The 15,774-nt window shown below is 44.9% G+C and carries 15 protein-coding genes and 2 tRNA genes; 8 read left to right on the top strand and 9 right to left on the bottom strand.

Annotated features, from left to right (window positions below; translation table 11 throughout):
* From nhaD to E5342_RS04460, 3 genes are all read right to left on the bottom strand, one after another.
* Window positions 1-1,410 carry a sodium:proton antiporter NhaD gene (gene nhaD, locus E5342_RS04470; protein WP_121734632.1) on the bottom strand — a complete coding sequence of 470 codons (1,410 nt, stop codon included), beginning with the start codon at window positions 1,408-1,410 and terminating at the stop codon, window positions 1-3.
* 4 nt (window positions 1,411-1,414) lie between these two features.
* Window positions 1,415-2,260, bottom strand: coding sequence for a deoxyribonuclease IV (nfo, locus tag E5342_RS04465; RefSeq protein WP_121734633.1), 846 nt, complete (start codon window positions 2,258-2,260; stop codon window positions 1,415-1,417).
* 130 nt (window positions 2,261-2,390) lie between these two features.
* Window positions 2,391-2,930: a pyruvoyl-dependent arginine decarboxylase gene (locus E5342_RS04460; protein ID WP_121734634.1), complete on the bottom strand. Its 540-nt coding sequence runs from the start codon at window positions 2,928-2,930 to the stop codon at window positions 2,391-2,393.
* Between the two features lie 195 nt (window positions 2,931-3,125).
* Here E5342_RS04460 and E5342_RS04455 point away from each other — a divergent pair, with 195 nt between their 5' ends.
* From E5342_RS04455 to E5342_RS04445, 3 genes are all read left to right on the top strand, one after another.
* On the top strand, window positions 3,126-3,773 hold the full coding sequence (locus E5342_RS04455) for a superoxide dismutase (protein WP_135958899.1): 648 nt from the start codon (window positions 3,126-3,128) through the stop codon (window positions 3,771-3,773).
* Between the two features lie 148 nt (window positions 3,774-3,921).
* A tRNA-Thr gene (locus tag E5342_RS04450) sits at window positions 3,922-3,995 on the top strand.
* A gap of 18 nt (window positions 3,996-4,013) precedes the next feature.
* Window positions 4,014-4,096, top strand: a tRNA-Tyr gene (locus E5342_RS04445).
* 146 nt (window positions 4,097-4,242) lie between these two features.
* On the opposite strand, the gene E5342_RS04440 is transcribed toward E5342_RS04445, so the two are convergent.
* Both E5342_RS04440 and E5342_RS04435 read right to left on the bottom strand, forming a co-directional pair.
* Window positions 4,243-4,998, bottom strand: coding sequence for a NigD-like protein (locus tag E5342_RS04440; protein ID WP_135958898.1), 756 nt, complete (start codon window positions 4,996-4,998; stop codon window positions 4,243-4,245).
* Window positions 4,999-5,124: 126 nt separating this feature from the next.
* Window positions 5,125-5,958: a DUF5032 domain-containing protein gene (locus tag E5342_RS04435; RefSeq protein WP_135958918.1), complete on the bottom strand. Its 834-nt coding sequence runs from the start codon at window positions 5,956-5,958 to the stop codon at window positions 5,125-5,127.
* Window positions 5,959-6,163: 205 nt separating this feature from the next.
* Between E5342_RS04435 and xyl3A the strand changes: the two genes are divergently transcribed.
* Window positions 6,164-8,770 carry a xylan 1,4-beta-xylosidase gene (gene xyl3A / locus E5342_RS04430; RefSeq protein WP_121734638.1) on the top strand — a complete coding sequence of 869 codons (2,607 nt, stop codon included), beginning with the start codon at window positions 6,164-6,166 and terminating at the stop codon, window positions 8,768-8,770.
* A gap of 99 nt (window positions 8,771-8,869) precedes the next feature.
* Here the strand turns inward: xyl3A and E5342_RS04425 are convergent, their stop codons facing one another.
* Together E5342_RS04425 and E5342_RS04420 are read right to left on the bottom strand one after the other, a co-directional pair.
* Window positions 8,870-10,111 carry a hypothetical protein gene (locus E5342_RS04425; protein ID WP_135958897.1) on the bottom strand — a complete coding sequence of 414 codons (1,242 nt, stop codon included), beginning with the start codon at window positions 10,109-10,111 and terminating at the stop codon, window positions 8,870-8,872.
* Between the two features lie 122 nt (window positions 10,112-10,233).
* Entirely contained in the window at window positions 10,234-10,479 is a 246-nt protein-coding gene (locus tag E5342_RS04420) for an RNA recognition motif domain-containing protein (protein ID WP_005856718.1), read from the bottom strand.
* A 349-nt stretch (window positions 10,480-10,828) separates the two neighbouring features.
* Here E5342_RS04420 and E5342_RS04415 point away from each other — a divergent pair, with 349 nt between their 5' ends.
* Genes E5342_RS04415 through E5342_RS04400 form a run of 4 tightly spaced genes read left to right on the top strand, consistent with a single transcriptional unit; the run spans window position 10,829 to window position 14,081 of the window.
* Complete coding sequence (locus E5342_RS04415) at window positions 10,829-11,527, top strand: nucleotidyltransferase family protein (protein WP_121734640.1); 699 nt, start codon at window positions 10,829-10,831, stop codon at window positions 11,525-11,527.
* A gap of 16 nt (window positions 11,528-11,543) precedes the next feature.
* Entirely contained in the window at window positions 11,544-12,407 is an 864-nt protein-coding gene (locus E5342_RS04410; protein ID WP_135958896.1) for a hypothetical protein, read from the top strand.
* Window positions 12,408-12,429: 22 nt separating this feature from the next.
* Window positions 12,430-13,335 (top strand): CDP-alcohol phosphatidyltransferase family protein, encoded by a 906-nt coding sequence (locus tag E5342_RS04405; RefSeq protein WP_135958895.1) that lies wholly within the window; start codon window positions 12,430-12,432, stop codon window positions 13,333-13,335.
* A gap of 23 nt (window positions 13,336-13,358) precedes the next feature.
* Window positions 13,359-14,081, top strand: a complete 723-nt coding sequence (locus E5342_RS04400) for an HAD family hydrolase (RefSeq protein ID WP_121734643.1) — start codon at window positions 13,359-13,361, stop codon at window positions 14,079-14,081.
* A gap of 206 nt (window positions 14,082-14,287) precedes the next feature.
* Here E5342_RS04400 and E5342_RS04395 read toward each other — a convergent pair whose 3' ends face one another.
* On the bottom strand, window positions 14,288-14,917 hold the full coding sequence (locus tag E5342_RS04395; RefSeq protein WP_121734644.1) for an outer membrane beta-barrel protein: 630 nt from the start codon (window positions 14,915-14,917) through the stop codon (window positions 14,288-14,290).
* Between the two features lie 30 nt (window positions 14,918-14,947).
* On the bottom strand, window positions 14,948-15,598 hold the full coding sequence (locus E5342_RS04390) for a DUF4136 domain-containing protein (protein ID WP_121734645.1): 651 nt from the start codon (window positions 15,596-15,598) through the stop codon (window positions 14,948-14,950).
* Between the last annotated feature and the right edge of the window lie 176 nt (window positions 15,599-15,774).

The following is a 15,774-nucleotide window of genomic DNA, read 5'->3' as shown; positions in this document are numbered from 1 at the left end:
TTAAGCAAATAAAAGCATATATACACCGGCGCCGCAGCAATAGCCGATCAACGCCAAGATAGAGAACCGTTTCGTATAATACATGAAATCGATCTTCTCTAATCCCATTACCGTAACGCCCGTAGCAGAACCAATGATCAAGATGCTACCCCCCGTCACGGCACAATAAGCCAAGAAGGTCCAGAAACCACCGTCCGATACGAAGAACTGGGCGTAAGGCGATAAGTCGGCCACCTGCTCCACGATCGGGTACATACCCATCGTAGCGGCTACCAAGGCTACGTTGTCCACGCAGGAGGATAAGGCGCCGATCACGAAGCTGATCAGATACGGCTCATGTACATGCTTATCCAAGAAAGCGGACATGATCCCTAACTGCCCGGAAGTCTCCAATGCTCCCACAGCCATCAAGATCCCCAAGAAAAAGAAGATCGTAGCCAAATCGATATTCGGCAACAGCTGGGAGATACGGAGTTTCTGAGACTCATGCATATGTAGCTTACTATACATCAAATCCGTATAGAACCAGAGGATTACCAATCCCAGCAAGACGCCCAAGAACGGCGGCAAGTTCGTCACCATCTGGAAGACAGGCACCAACGCCAAGGAAAGCACGCCGATCACGAAGATCATCCGGCGTGAACGATTCGGTATCTCCGGTATGTACTCGTCGCCTTGCTCCTCCTCGCTCAGCACACGCAAGGCAGATCCTTTCTTGAACAACCAAAAATGGGCAATCGTCAACGGTACCAACATATTAACCAAAGCGGGGATAAATACATGAGAGATCTGGTGCATCGCCGAGATATTCTTTCCGACCCAAAGCAAGATGGTCGTCACATCACCAATCGGCGACCATGAGCCACCGGCATTCGCCGCTATAATCACCATACAGGCATACTTCAAACGATCCGTACGATCCGGAACCAGCTTACGCAACACCGCCATGATCACGATAGCGGCCGCCAAATTATCCAATAAGGCAGAGAAGAAAAAAGTAGCGAAACTTATATACCACAATAGTTTACGTTTATTCGGCGTACGGATATACCCGGTAACGGCCCTGAAACCACCATGCTTATCCACGATATCCACGATCAACATGGAACACATCACGAAGAAAAGTGTCTCGGAGACGTTTCCTAAATGATAAACAATCGCACGATTAGATATAAAATTAATAAATTGCTCATGCGGGGGCAAGCTAGCCATCTCCGGATTCTGGGTCAAGAACTCCTGAAAAATCGTACTGGAGCGTTCGACGAAGATATTGTAAGCGTCGAACATCAATATCATCCACATAGAGATAGCCATGAACAACGCTATGGCCGCTTTATTGATTTTAATCTTATCCTCCAAGGCAATAGCAAGGATTCCTAAGACAAAAATGACAGGCATTAAAATGAACATATGATCAGGATTTTAATTGTTTATATAGAAGTTGTATCTCCTCCGGCCAAAACACCTCGTCCGGGGTCTCTAGGATTAAGGGCATATTGTCGAAACGAGGATCCGTCATGATCATGCGGAAAGTATCAAGGCCCATCAAGCCTTTACCGATACTCTCGTGCCGGTCCACACGTGATCCTAGATCCTTTTTGGAATCGTTCAAGTGCATACCCCTTAAATAAGAAAAGCCGACCACCTCGTCAAAATGACGGAATGTCTCAGTAAACCCCTCCGGTGTCTTTATATCATAACCGGCGGCAAGCGTATGTGCTGTATCGAGGCATACTCCCACCCGGCTCTTATCCTCTACCTCATTTATAATATAGGCGATCTGCTCGAAGGTATATCCCAAGTTCGAGCCTTGCCCCGCCGTATTCTCTATCACGGCACATACGCCACTCGTCTGAGCCAACGTGATATTGATCGACTCGGCGATGCGGGATAGGCAAGCATTCACCTCCATCTTCCCCAAATGACTTCCGGGATGGAAATTCAGCATTTTCAGTCCCAGTTGCTCGCAACGTGTCATCTCATCCAAAAAAGCGTCACGGGATTTCCGCAATCCTTCGGCGTCCGGGTTCCCCAGATTGATCAAATAGCTATCGTGCGGCAAGATACATCCCGGATCGTAACCGTACTCCTCACACCGCTCCTTAAATAAACGGATACTGTCCGCCTTCAACGGCTGCGACTTCCATTGCCTCTGATTCCGGGTGAAAAGGGCAAAAGCCTTCGCACCGATCTCATGGGCATTAACGGGGGCATTCTCAACCCCACCGACCGCACTCACGTGAGCCCCAACATACTTCATAATAACCTAACTTTTCTTTTTATTTATACAAAAACAATTTTTATATGTTTTTTGTTGTTCAAAGTTAACAAAAAAGCCGGCTCTTGAAAGAAACCGGCTCTATAAATATCACAAAAATACTCAACACAACTTATCCCTCTATTTCCGGCTGAAGAAAATCCACGAAGCAAAGGGCGGCCAACGCCGTTCCATAGCGTTTTTCAATCGTGATTCCCTCGGTGATAAAGTTAAGCTCTCCAAGATAGTACTTCCCATATGTCTTCTGGTGAAGATCGTTGATAACACGGATCAGACGAGACTCAAGTTCCTCGATGCGATAACGTCCGCTGACCTCACACACAAGACCACCAACCTTCTCGTCGAAGTTCTCATCCTTATACATCCATGCGTAAACCACACCAGCAGACACGAACTCATCCTGATATCCATGGGATACAGCCATGATCGTTTTCATTTCCGAACCAAATGGAGGAAGGTCTAGTTCATCCATGGTTGCCAGATGTGCCGTAGCGGGTATCACTGACGAATATGTCATGATATTGAAATCAGAGATACCGGCGTCATAAAGAGCCATGTGGTAAGAACCAGCGTGCTTCTCCAAGTCTGATTCACCACTTCCTTTTGTAATAAAAAAGGTGTTTGGAATTAAATTCCCAACTTTCTTTACCATCTACAAATATGTTTTACTAATTAATAAAAACTTAAGAGCGCACAAAAATAGAAACTTTCGCGATATATAGCGCATAGTTTTCCCTATAAAACTTTAGCCGCAAACATATTTTCACTAAAAATTATCACCGAACCCAAAACTTTCATCCCCTCGGCTCTGTTTATATAGTAAATCAACATAAAAAACTAGAAGACAATGCTTACACTATGTTTGAGTTTATTATTAATGATCACAAATAGTCAAATAACAGATAAAAAAGAAGAAGTTATGAAATTCGAGTTAATCCAGCTACCGTACGCAAACGACGGTTTAGAACCAGTCATCAGCAAACAAACAATTGATTTCCATTACGGAAAACATTTATTGAACTATGTAAATACCCTTAATAAACTGATTGAGGGCACGAAATTCGAGAACGCTCCGTTGGAGCAAATCGTTCGTGAGTCTGACGGAGCCATTTTCAATAATGCCGGTCAAGTATTGAATCACAATCTATATTTCACCCAATTCTCCCCGAACGGAGGTGGCGAGCCTACGGGTAAGCTAGCCGAGGCTATCAAATCTACGTGGGGATCGTTCGAGAACTTCCAGAAAGAGTTCGTGGCTGCCGGTACAGGCTTGTTCGGCTCAGGATGGGTATGGTTGGCTAAAGATAAAGACGGTAAACTTTCAATTACCAAAGAACCCAACGGTAGTAACCCGGTCGTTAAGGGATTGACTCCGATCATGGGATTCGATGTATGGGAGCATTCTTACTATCTGGATTACCAGAACCGCCGTGTGGATCATTTGAACGCATTATGGGGAATTATCGATTGGGAAACCGTTAGTAAGAGATATTGATTTAATTTGATGTAAGTTACGTGTAGAGAAGAGCCGCCCGGGAGTTTTCCCAGACGGCTTTTTTCGTTCCCTTTTGAAAAAAAATGCCTCCAGCTATTGCATCGTAAGATATTATTACTACCTTTGCACCCGCAAACGAATAACAGATGCCTCTTTAGCTCAGTTGGCCAGAGCACGTGATTTGTAATCTCGGGGTCGTTGGTTCGAATCCGACAAGAGGCTCGAAGGATGTATTAGAAAGGGCAGTTACCAGAGTGGCCAAATGGGGCTGACTGTAACTCAGCTGGCTTTCGCCTTCGGTGGTTCGAATCCATCACTGCCCACAAATAAAAAGGACTCTTTTCAGAGTCCTTTTTTTGTTTCTATCCATAAAAAAAGTCCTTCCCTAATAACAAGTAAAAGAACTCTCAAAAAGGTATGGAGATTTCTCCCTTCCAAATCCCCACACCTATTTTATTCAGAAACCTACCTATTTCAAATTTAAGGTGCTTCTCTCGGCAGCTATGGATGCTTTTACCGGAGTAGATTTGCGGGAACAATAATTAAATTCCACAGACTTATCACCATCGAATGACTTCCATTTCAATTTCAACTTAACCGTCTTACCATTCGTATCCGGAAGGCTATCCAATTTAAAAGCGACCAGCCCATCCGCATATGTGCCATATATATCGCCGTAAGCATTATGGCGGAACTCTACTTCATAAGGGTTCTCTGGGTCCTTGCCAGCCAATAGGTTTACAAAATGAGCCTTATTGTGGTCTCCCCAGATTGTCCTGAAACGGAGTGTCAGATATCCATCCTCGGCGATGGTAACCCAATCGTTCACGATCTCCACAGGGTCAGAGCCATAGATCGAATCGTTGCTAGTCACCCCCAAATCCGGAGCGATTGGTTTTGTAAGGATGCTGTCGATCCAATTAATATTTACGGCCTTGTTATAAATCCCGCTAGGCTCATTCGTCTCGTCAAAATTCACCAACGCTCTCACCTCTTTCTGTCCGAAGGGAGAAGAGGTCATATTGATAGGTAACAAGGTCGTGCTATCGTCCAGTTGAAGAAAATATGAACCATCATCGACTGGCTTAACCGTCACCAACGCATTCGGCAATATTTTACTGTAAGGATAATCGTCATCATCATCCAAGCAAGATTGAAACCCCATAAAACAAGTAGCCGCCATTACACCTACAACTAATTTCCTAAAATTAAAGAATCCGTTCATAATACTTCCTTTCTAAGTTTATCCATCAAACTAATCAACATTTTAATTCTATAAAATCAGAAATGCATTTTAGAACGGAAATGCTGCATATGTGTATGTTAATTAAACCAAACAAGGCATAGTTCCTTACTTCACAACGAAATTATACTCGAAAGTATATTTATAAGAGCTTACGGTTCCTCCGTCATTCTCATCGATAGTCATACCCATTATATAATCCCCCACGGTAGTATAGGTGTATTTGTACTCAGCTTTCACCTCGCTCTGGTTAGGAATCGTATAAGTATAGGCACGGATCGGAAGATTCCTGTTCTGGACACCGTATAACAAGTTCAGAGGAGTTACGGACTCAAAGCCAACTGGCGAGAAAGAACCGATCACTCGCAAAGGGAAGTTCTTAGGAGCCTCCACCACGCTATACTCGTACCTCATCTCCCGGCTATCCAAAGATTGGGCATACAGAATCACGTTGCCATTTTCCCATGTATATTTCTCGTACTCTGGATAACTTCTCTCCTCATATCCCGTCCCAAGTTCTTTTGGCCAACGCGCATTCCAAGAAGTCAACACCCAATTCGAACCCGAATAACGATAGGAATACTCATCGCTTACATAGGTCTCGTTGCTGGCGTATGGATTCTCTTGAGAGATTCTCTTACTTGTAATTACATTTCCGCTTAAGGTATATTCCTCTATAGCCTCACCCGAATGAATGCCTGTGACCGAGAATTTACCATCCGAATAAATGAACAATAACTTATCCACTCCCAAATTTATATTTGAGATCTTGCCATCGCTCGTATAATTGATATCCGCGGTAAAAAGCGGGCTTGAAGCTCCGTCTTTATAACAAGAAACTTTCGTTAACTTATTCAATTCCGGAACAACGGGATCGTCATCGTCTCCACAGGCCGTCAGACTAGCGGCCCCTATCAGTAATAAAAATAGATACTTCTTCATCATTCTTTCGTGTTTTAATCTGTTACGGCAAAAGTAGGGCTTTTAAATGAATAACCACAAAAGTAACCTATTTTAAGTGTTCCTGTTTGAAAAAATGCTTCTAAAATCGTAGTTTTGCATCAGCAATATCAAAGATAACGATCTATCTCAAAATAGTTTACAATAAGTAATAATGTAAGATAAACAATATCTAAAATTTAATAACATGAAAATGAAACAACTGACAGTAGCGGTGATCACCCTCCTACTCACCGCCTCTTGTAGTGAAAAACAACAAGATTACCCTTTCCGGAATCCGGATCTTCCTTTGGAGGAACGTATTGACGACCTATTATCCCGGCTGACACCGGAAGAGAAGATCGGCCAAATGATGAATGTAACCCCCGCCATCGAGCGTTTGGGAATCCCTACCTACGACTGGTGGAACGAGGCTCTTCACGGTGTGGCTCGTGCCGGACGTGCGACCGTATTCCCGCAAGCGATCGCCATGGCGGCTACCTTCGACGATAACGCCGTTCACGAGACCTTCACGATGGTCAGCGACGAGGCCCGTGCCAAATACCACCAATACCAGAAAGACAAGGAGTACGACCGTTACAAAGGTCTTACTTTCTGGACCCCGAATATCAATATCTTTCGTGACCCTCGCTGGGGACGGGGTATGGAAACCTATGGCGAGGACCCTTACTTGACCGAGAAGATGGGTGTAGCCGTAACCCGCGGATTGCAAGGCGATGATCCTAATTATTATAAGACACACGCTTGCGCCAAGCATTACGCCGTACACAGCGGCCCGGAATGGAACCGCCACGAATTCAACGCTGAAGCTACCCCTCGCGACTTGTACGAGACCTACCTTCCGGCTTTCGAGGCATTAGTTAAGGAAGGCGATGTACAAGAGGTAATGTGCGCCTACAACCGTTTCGAGGGTAAACCTTGCTGTAGCAGCGACAAATTATTGATCGATATCCTGCGTAATAGCTGGGGATACGGCAATATCATCCTGTCCGACTGCGGTGCTATCGATGATTTCTGGAGAAAAGACAAAAATACGCCTCGCCACGAGACGCACCCGGACGCTGAGAGCGCATCCGCCGACGCCGTATTAAACGGTACCGACCTAGAATGTGGCGGTAGCTACCGTGCGTTAAACAAAGCCTTGGCCGACGGCAAGATCTCGGAGAAAGATCTGGACGTATCCTTACGCCGCCTGCTGAAAGGTCGCTTCGAGCTAGGTATGTTCGATCCGGACGAGCGGGTTCCTTATTCTAAGATACCTTACAGCGTAGTCGAGAGCCCGGAGCATATCGCCAAGGCACTGGATATGGCACGTAAAAGTATCGTTTTGCTGAAGAACAAGAATAATACGCTTCCGCTGGACAAGAATATCAAGAAGATCGCCGTAGTCGGACCGAACGCGGCGGACTCTACCATGTTATGGGCCAACTACAACGGCTTCCCTAGCAAGACCGTCACGATCGTGGAAGGTATCCGCAATAAAGTCCCGAACGCAGAGGTTATCTATGAGCTGGGTTGTAACCATACCGCCGATTTTGTCGTGACAGACCTAGGTAGCCACGTATCTTCCACGGCGGGACAGGGTTTCGCCTCCGAATTCTTCAACAATACCGAGTTCGAGGGTACCCCCGTCTACAAAGGGTTGGCGAAAGAGCTTCATTACACCACCGGAGGTAACACCCAATTTGCCCCGAACGTAAACCTGACGAATTTCACGGCTCGCTTCACGGGTGAGTTCGAGTCTCCGATAAATGGTCCTGTCGAGTTCAAACTATCCGGAAACGACGCTTTCCGTCTGTATATCGGTACGGAGAAGGTTGCCGAGGTATGGGAAAACGAGTATGGAGCAGAAAAGATCTATACGCTAAACGCTAAGAAAGGTGAGAAATATCCCGTGAAGATCGAATATATGCAACGCACGGGCAGCGCTGACCTGAACTTTACGGTAGGCGTACGCACACCCGTAGATTTCCAAGCTACGGCCAGCAAGGTTAAAGACGCAGATGTCATCGTATTCGTAGGTGGTATCTCTCCACGTCTGGAAGGTGAGGAAATGCCGGTAGACGCTGAAGGTTTCCGGAAAGGCGACCGCACGAATATCGAGATCCCGGCCATACAGAAGGAGATGATCAAAGCCTTGGTAGCCACCGGGAAGCCTGTGGTATACGTGGTATGTACGGGTAGCGCATTGGCGTTGAATTGGGAGAACGATCATGTAAACGCTATCTTGAACGCTTGGTATGGCGGACAAGAAGGTGGAACAGCTGTGGCCGATGTTTTATTCGGAGACTATAATCCGGCCGGACGCTTGCCGATCACGTTCTATAAATCCGTAGATCAGCTTCCGGACTTCCAAGATTACAGCATGAAGGGCCGTACCTATCGTTACATGACGCAGGCTCCGCTTTATCCATTCGGTTACGGCTTGAGCTATACGACATTCGATTATAAGAACGCCAAGTTATCAAAAGATAAGATCGCTTCCAACGAATCGGTTACCCTCTCCTTCGATATCGCCAATACAGGCAAGATGGATGGTGACGAGGTCGCTCAGATCTACATCAAGAACCCGAACGATCCCGCCGGACCGTTAAAAGCGATGAAAGCATTCAAACGTGTGAACGTGAAGGCTGGCAGCGAAGAACCGGTTAGCATCCAATTAGAACCGAAAGCTTTCCAATCTTTCAATGACAATACACAGACCATGGAGGTTCGCCCGGGTAAATACCAAATCCTATATGGAGGTTCATCAGACGATAAGGCACTGAAAAAGATCGATTTAGTAATTGAATAAAAACACTATTGTATTCACGGCCGAACACAGTAGTATTCATAGAAAAACACAGTAGTATTCATAACCGGATACTACTGTGTTTCTGTATGAAGATAATGATCAAAATTTTTTAATCAGGAAAGACGGATTGATACGCATATAAACCCCTGCCGTAAAACTCGTGGCACTTCCCATCGGTTGTTTTACCCCCTCCGCATCATTCATATCTCCGGAGAGATGATGGAAAACATCCACATCCACCCCAATCGAGAAACCTTTCGCCAGTTGCCGGGAATATTCCACCCCCAGATAGATCATCTGCGGACGATCGAACGTACTCCCCGCATCAATCATCGAGGCCGCCCCGAAAAACGGGCTACCAAACATAGAGATGAAATCCTTGCAAGTCCAATACGATGTTTTCACCCGGAAATCATAGATATCGGCGGAAGCACGGGCATACAAGCCATATCCGTTGTCAAAAGGCCATATCTCTCCCGCTTGCTGATAATAACCGGTAGCATCCAGTTCCACGTTCAAGTTCTTGAAAATACGATGTCCGGTATTCCATACACCTCCGACACCGATCGCGCCATTCATCAAGGTTTGCACGGAATTGTTGAAGATCGTATCGATCTCGCCTCCCCTATGCTGCACCAATCCTTGCACCGGCGTATAGAAATGGAAACGGGAAGCCGGGTCGTTGTACTTTACCCGTGAAGAGATCCCGACGGTAAACGCCTCTTGATGCACATCCTCCCGGAAAATAAAGCTCTGCCAGTTCACCCACACATCCAAATCGAAAGCTTTCGAGTCATACAACAACTGCAAGCCTGCCTCGGGATCGCAGGTCAAATTCAATTCCGGATTATAAAGAGGCTCTATCAAATTATGGTCCGAAGCGCCGTAAATATTTCCCAGCACGATGTTCACATGATCCGAGAGGGCCATCTGCGCCCGGAAATAGGGCAACACATGTACCCCTTTTTGGTATTGGTTTCCCTTCCAATAAGCGATATCCTGATAAGCCATGCTCGGATATTTATTCGCCCCATGATAGATCAACATATGGACACCCGCCTCCAACTTGATATTCCGCAAGGGATAATAAACCGCTTTGCCCTGTACCCAAAGTCCCGGCAACGAATACCCCTTGGTAAATTTACCCGTATATTCGTTATCCTTGAAGAAGCTAATATTATCCAACTCCACGGACAACTCCCGGGCCTTCTCCGGATCGATATGATAATCTGTCTTATAGACATGATCCACGATCTGCGCCTTCAGCGAAGGAAACCAGTTGTTCCCCAACCCCATCAAGCAAAGACCCGCAATGAGGCTCCTAACACCTATATTTTTCATCACTCTTAAAATTTCTTGCGAACATAATCAAAATACACAGGAAAAAGAAAGCGGGGAAACGGAAGTTTTCACCTCGTTTCCCCGCTTTTTCGTCTTATTTTAAAATTTCTTTCTTCTAAAATTTAACGTCTAGGGATAGCTTCTTTAACAACCATCTGACGACCTTCGTACTCAGCTTGGTTCAACTCCTCGATAGCCTTTTGAGCCTCGGCAGCGTTAGGCATCTCAGCGAAAGCGAAGCCCTTAGAACGTTTTGTGTCACGGTCAACAATGATTTTAACTGAATCTACAACACCATACTCTTCCAGAATCTGTTGCAAGTCCGATTCTCTTACCCGATAATTCAGGTTTCCAATGTAAATATTCATATGAAAATGATATAAAAAATAAAAATTAATAATAAAACAAGGATGGTTGGTGAAGTCAATCTCTAAAAGAATGTATTATCATCACTGATGAATAAATGCTAAAAGATAAAAGAGCTATACAAACTATCTTTTGTTCATGGTACAAAGGAAAGCATTCTATTTGAATTAGCAACTATAAAACGATAATTATTTTCAAAAAAACAATCAGGCTCTTTATAACCTCTTTGTTTTTCTAACCAAACAGTCCCGATTTATAGAAATTTTGACCAATTATATCAACCATACAGCCTAAAACTATCTCAGAAATCTTGTAACTTTGCAAAATTATTTCAAGACATAAATAAAAGTTATGGATTATGCGATCATTGCCGCCGGCGAAGGCTCCCGCTTGGCGCAAGAAGGTGTTAAATGGCCAAAGCCTCTGGTTAGGCTCAACGGTGTCGCTCTGATAGACCGGTTGATAAACGTTTTTTTGAAAAATAACGCTACTTCTATCAGTATCATCGTAAACGAGGAGATGACCGAGGTGCAGGATTACCTGAAGGCCCTGCAACTACCTGTACCCTTTTACCTATTGGTAAAATCCACCCCCAGCTCTATGCACAGCTTCTACGAACTGAGTCATTATCTGGACGGTGATAAGATTTGTTTAACTACCGTAGACACGATCTTCAAGGAAGAAGAGTTCAGCGGCTACATCCAACAGTTCATCCAAGAGGATAAACTGGACGGACTGATGGCCGTCACCGATTTTATTGACGACGAGAAGCCCTTATATGTAGAAACAGACAACGGACTTTGCATCCGGAATTTCCTAGACCAGGCAGACGGTGATTGCCGTTATATATCGGGAGGTATCTATTGCCTGAGGCGTCCGGCTCTGGGGGTATTGAACAACGCCATCTCGCAGGGAATGTCGAGAATGCGCAATTATCAACGGCAGCTCATCGCCGAGGGGTTGAGGTTAAAGGCCTATCCTTTCAGCAAGATCATCGACGTGGATCACGCCGAAGACATTTTGAAAGCCGAATCATTTTTAAAGTCATAAAGAATACTGTCTAACAATGAGTAAATTAACTTTAGCAGGTATCCGCAGAGGAAATCAATTCTCCCCCAATCATATCGGCAACGACGCGGCGATCTTCGCCTTGACAGCCCAGCATTTACGAAAATTGGGATGCGATGTAAACGAATATATCGAATCGGATCTGCTGCTGCAAGACCCGAAGGAAAAGGGTATCTTCAATATGGTAAGAGACTGGAAGTCCATCCATAAGCTGCAAGAACTAGAGGATAAAAACTATTTCGTGGTGAACTCGGGTTACGGGATCGAGAATTGTACCCGTGAGAAAATGACCCGCCTCCTATTATCCAATCATATCTCCCATCCGGAAAGTTTAATCCTACGGACAGATGAGGATCCGACAGAAGCCCTTGAGAAAGCAGGTTTCTTTAATTGCTGGATCAAACGGGGAGATTTCCACGCCATCCACCGGGAAGACGTCACCTACGTGAGAAACCCGGAAGAGGCGAGAAGCATATTGAAGGAATACGCCATCCGTGGTATCCCGTCGGCGGTAATCAATGAGCATCTGGTAGGCGACTTGGTGAAATTTTATGGGGTGGTCGGAACCGATTTCTTTTATTGGTTCTATCCGTCAAACATGCATCATAGTAAATTTGGTTTAGAGGCTATCAATGGAACAGCGAAGGGGATCCCCTTCGACGAAGCGCAGCTTCGTCTGCTCTGCCACAAGGCTGCGGAGGTATTGAACGTGCATATATACGGGGGAGATTGTATCGTCTCCGAGGATGGTGTCATGCGAATTATCGATTTCAACGATTGGCCCAGTTTCGCCCCTTGCCGGGAAGAAGCGGCGCCAAACATCGCACGTCGCATCTGGGATCTTATGCGAGAACACATCTAAAATCGTTTTAACAAAATCAATCATGAGTAAGACTAAGTCTACTCCCAGTCTGGAGTCAACCTTAAAATCTCTGGACACCGAGGAGTTTATCGATATTCATTTCTATCGTCCCATTGGTTACCAATGGGCTTTGTTCTTTAATAAATTGGGAGTATCGCCCAATAGCATCACGACCGCCAGTATCTTTATCGGTATAGCGGCAGGTATCTGTTTCTATTTCCAAAGCCTTGCTATCAACGTGATCGGCATGCTACTGTTAATCTGGGCAAACTCATATGATAGCGCAGACGGACAATTGGCCCGTATGACCGGACAGAAAAGTGCCTTGGGACGTATCTTGGACGGTGCTGCCGGCGATTTCTGGTTTATCGCTATCTACGCTGCTATCTGCTTACGCCTCACGCCGGAATGGGGAATATGGATCTGGCTATTGGCGGCTACGACGGGATTCTTCCATAGCAAGCAAGCGGCCATGGCGGATTATTATCGTAATATTCACTTGTTGTTCTTGAAAGGTAAATCGGGTAGCGAGCTCTCCCACTCTCCCCAATTGAAGGAGAATTATAAGAAGATGAGTTGGAAGCATGACTTTATCTATAAATTGTTTGAGACCTTCTACATTAATTATACGGTAGGTCAAGAAGCGTGGACACCCAAATTCCAACACATGATGAACATCATCCGTGAGAAATACAACGGACAAGCGCCGGAATGGTTCCGTAAGGCTTTCCGTACGAAGAGCCTGCCATTGATGAAATATACGAATATGCTATCATTCAATACCCGGGTGATCGCTCTGTTTATAAGCCTTTTTATCGACATGCCTTGGCTGTATTTCGTATTCGAGCTGACCGTATTAAACTTGATGTTGCTCTATATGATCAAAAAACATGAGCATATTTGTGAAGATTTCAGCAAACAATTATAACGTTTTTTTTACCCCATTCGATTATGTTCAATTTAGACAAAGTAAAAGGAATCCTCTTTGATTACGGCGGAACGATAGACAGTAACGGCATGCACTGGGCTGAGGTGATCTGGATGGCGTATGAGGCCTTGAAGGTTCCCGTATCCAAAGCGGTCTTCCGTGATGCTTATGTACATGGAGAAAGAACGCTTGGAAAGAATCCGATCGTAAAGCCTCATCATACGTTTCTGGATATGTTGCGCTTGAAAAGCGATTTACAAATCCAATGGTTGAAAGACAACGGGCATTTGTCCGCCGAGGTGATTACCCCGGAGCTACCGGAACAATTAGCGGATTGGTGTTACAAATACGCCCGGAAGGCAATTGATAACGCCCGACCCATAATGGAGCGATTGGCGGAACGATACCCATTGGTATTGGTATCGAACTTCTATGGGAACATAGAATCCGTGTTGAAAGATTTCGGTTTGGATCATTTATTCGGCGCTATCGTGGAATCGGCGGTCGTAGGTATCCGCAAGCCGGACCCGGCGATCTTCCGATTAGGAGTGGACAAACTGGGATTTCCCGCCGACGAGATTGTTGTCGTAGGTGATTCCTATGATAAGGATATCGTCCCCGCCACCCGGATCGAATGCCAGACAATCTGGCTAAAAAGTATCGGTTGGAGCGCTTATAAAGGAGATGAGACAGCCGATATCGTATTATCCGACTTCACGGAAATAAAGCAAGTGTTCGCTTTATAGAATTACATTTAGACCAGTATAAGCTCTGAGCACTTGCGATTTGTATATAATAAACGCTATCGGCAACAGCTACCTGAAGCCGAAAGATTATTTAAGCCTTTCATTCGGGCTGAAACTACAGATCTTATAAAAGCAAGAAACGGAAGACATTCACTGCCCTCCGTTTCCCTAAACCATAAAACACTTAAAAGAACAAACATTGTTTATCAGAACGCTAGACCTAAGCGGATACCCCAGTTATTCAAACCATCGATATGATAGCTGAGGACATCACCCTTGTTGGTAGCGTAGTTATAATAAGCGGCCATATGTACGCCAATCTGTTTCTGAGGTGTGAAGTACACGGTCATACCAATCTCGGGAGCTACATAGAATCCCCAGTTACGATCGTAAACCTTCAACACGTTCATGTAGGTAGACATCTCGCTGTAGCTAGCACCTAGCTGAGTACCAACATACGGCTGGAACTGTCCTTCCGGAGCGAAGTTATAACGGAAAGCCGCACCAAAAGGCAACTGGAAGATAGAATGCTGTTGATCGGAAGTAATTACCGATGTTGAGTTTACCGGAATCGTCTGGCGATCTACATACTCATTATTTGTATGATAAGAGATGAACGCACCTATAGCGAAATTAGGAATCACATAGTAACCACCCTCAGCGTGAGCACCCCAACCGCTAGTCTTTTTAGAAAAGTCTTGGCTGAATGGAGAGTTGATCTGCCAGTCTACATTGAAATATGCGTTTTTCAAAACCTGGGCGCCAGCCAGAGTAGGCATCGCCATACAAACTACGAGTAAAGCGATTAACTTGATTGATTTATTTATCTTTTTCATAGAATCTCAAACTTTTAATCATTCGAATTATTATTTCTTTACGTACGGAGATTGTACAAATGCTTGCTCGATAGCGCGAACAGCCAGCTGAGTATCGAATTTATCGGAACCAGACAACAAGCCACTCATGTAAGCGGTCCAAAGAACCGGAAGTTTAGCGTCTGCCTTAGAAGCAACAGGAGTATCCAAATCCACTAGCTCAGTCAACAAGGAACCTACACTATAGCTATACACTACAGGATACGGGTAATACCAATTTCCCCAACCTGGTCCCCAATAACCCGGACTCCAATATCCCGGATAGTTCCACCACCAGTACGGGTAGTTGTAACCATCGTTGTAATCAGCGAAATATTGAGTACTTTGTACGTAAGAAACTTGCAGACCTAAGTCGGCGTTATCTTTGTCTAGCGTGCGTTTGAAACCACGGCTTTCCATATTATTCACCAATGTAGTGATAATATCGTCTGCTTCATTGGCTGTCCAGAACTGAGGTTTCTCGCTTGTGCCGATAACCAGTACACTATCCGGAATGTAAAACGTAGTGAACGATTCGAATTTCGCATCCTTATCGTGATTCGTGAACACCAGAAAATCATTGTCCAATTTCGACATGTCCGGATCCTTTTGGCAGGAAGCCAGCAGAAGAACTAACAGAAAAAAAGGAAAAATCTTTTTCATCTCATTTTAACGTTTAAAACAGTTTATACTATTATTTGTGCTTATATATAAGTCACTATTAAAACAGCATGAGTTGAAAAAGGTTCTAAAACTATTCTTTCGGGCATGCTAATTAACATATCCTAACCATACCACGGGCTTATGGTCGCTGTAGTCTAAATAATCGCAGGCCCCTC

It is taken from the genome of Parabacteroides distasonis (assembly GCF_004793765.1).
GTDB lineage: Bacteria > Bacteroidota > Bacteroidia > Bacteroidales > Tannerellaceae > Parabacteroides > Parabacteroides distasonis_A.
This window is presented reverse-complemented; position numbering and strand designations above follow the sequence as displayed.

Coding starts and splice junctions, on each gene's coding strand:
- nhaD (WP_121734632.1), bottom strand. CDS start 1,410: ATGTTCATTTTAATGCCTGTCATTTTTGTCTTAGGAATCCTTGCTATT.
- nfo (WP_121734633.1), bottom strand. CDS start 2,260: ATGAAGTATGTTGGGGCTCACGTGAGTGCGGTCGGTGGGGTTGAGAAT.
- E5342_RS04460 (WP_121734634.1), bottom strand. CDS start 2,930: ATGGTAAAGAAAGTTGGGAATTTAATTCCAAACACCTTTTTTATTACA.
- E5342_RS04455 (WP_135958899.1), top strand. CDS start 3,126: ATGCTTACACTATGTTTGAGTTTATTATTAATGATCACAAATAGTCAA.
- E5342_RS04440 (WP_135958898.1), bottom strand. CDS start 4,998: ATGAACGGATTCTTTAATTTTAGGAAATTAGTTGTAGGTGTAATGGCG.
- E5342_RS04435 (WP_135958918.1), bottom strand. CDS start 5,958: ATGAAGAAGTATCTATTTTTATTACTGATAGGGGCCGCTAGTCTGACG.
- xyl3A (WP_121734638.1), top strand. CDS start 6,164: ATGAAAATGAAACAACTGACAGTAGCGGTGATCACCCTCCTACTCACC.
- E5342_RS04425 (WP_135958897.1), bottom strand. CDS start 10,111: ATGAAAAATATAGGTGTTAGGAGCCTCATTGCGGGTCTTTGCTTGATG.
- E5342_RS04420 (WP_005856718.1), bottom strand. CDS start 10,479: ATGAATATTTACATTGGAAACCTGAATTATCGGGTAAGAGAATCGGAC.
- E5342_RS04415 (WP_121734640.1), top strand. CDS start 10,829: ATGGATTATGCGATCATTGCCGCCGGCGAAGGCTCCCGCTTGGCGCAA.
- E5342_RS04410 (WP_135958896.1), top strand. CDS start 11,544: ATGAGTAAATTAACTTTAGCAGGTATCCGCAGAGGAAATCAATTCTCC.
- E5342_RS04405 (WP_135958895.1), top strand. CDS start 12,430: ATGAGTAAGACTAAGTCTACTCCCAGTCTGGAGTCAACCTTAAAATCT.
- E5342_RS04400 (WP_121734643.1), top strand. CDS start 13,359: ATGTTCAATTTAGACAAAGTAAAAGGAATCCTCTTTGATTACGGCGGA.
- E5342_RS04395 (WP_121734644.1), bottom strand. CDS start 14,917: ATGAAAAAGATAAATAAATCAATCAAGTTAATCGCTTTACTCGTAGTT.
- E5342_RS04390 (WP_121734645.1), bottom strand. CDS start 15,598: ATGAAAAAGATTTTTCCTTTTTTTCTGTTAGTTCTTCTGCTGGCTTCC.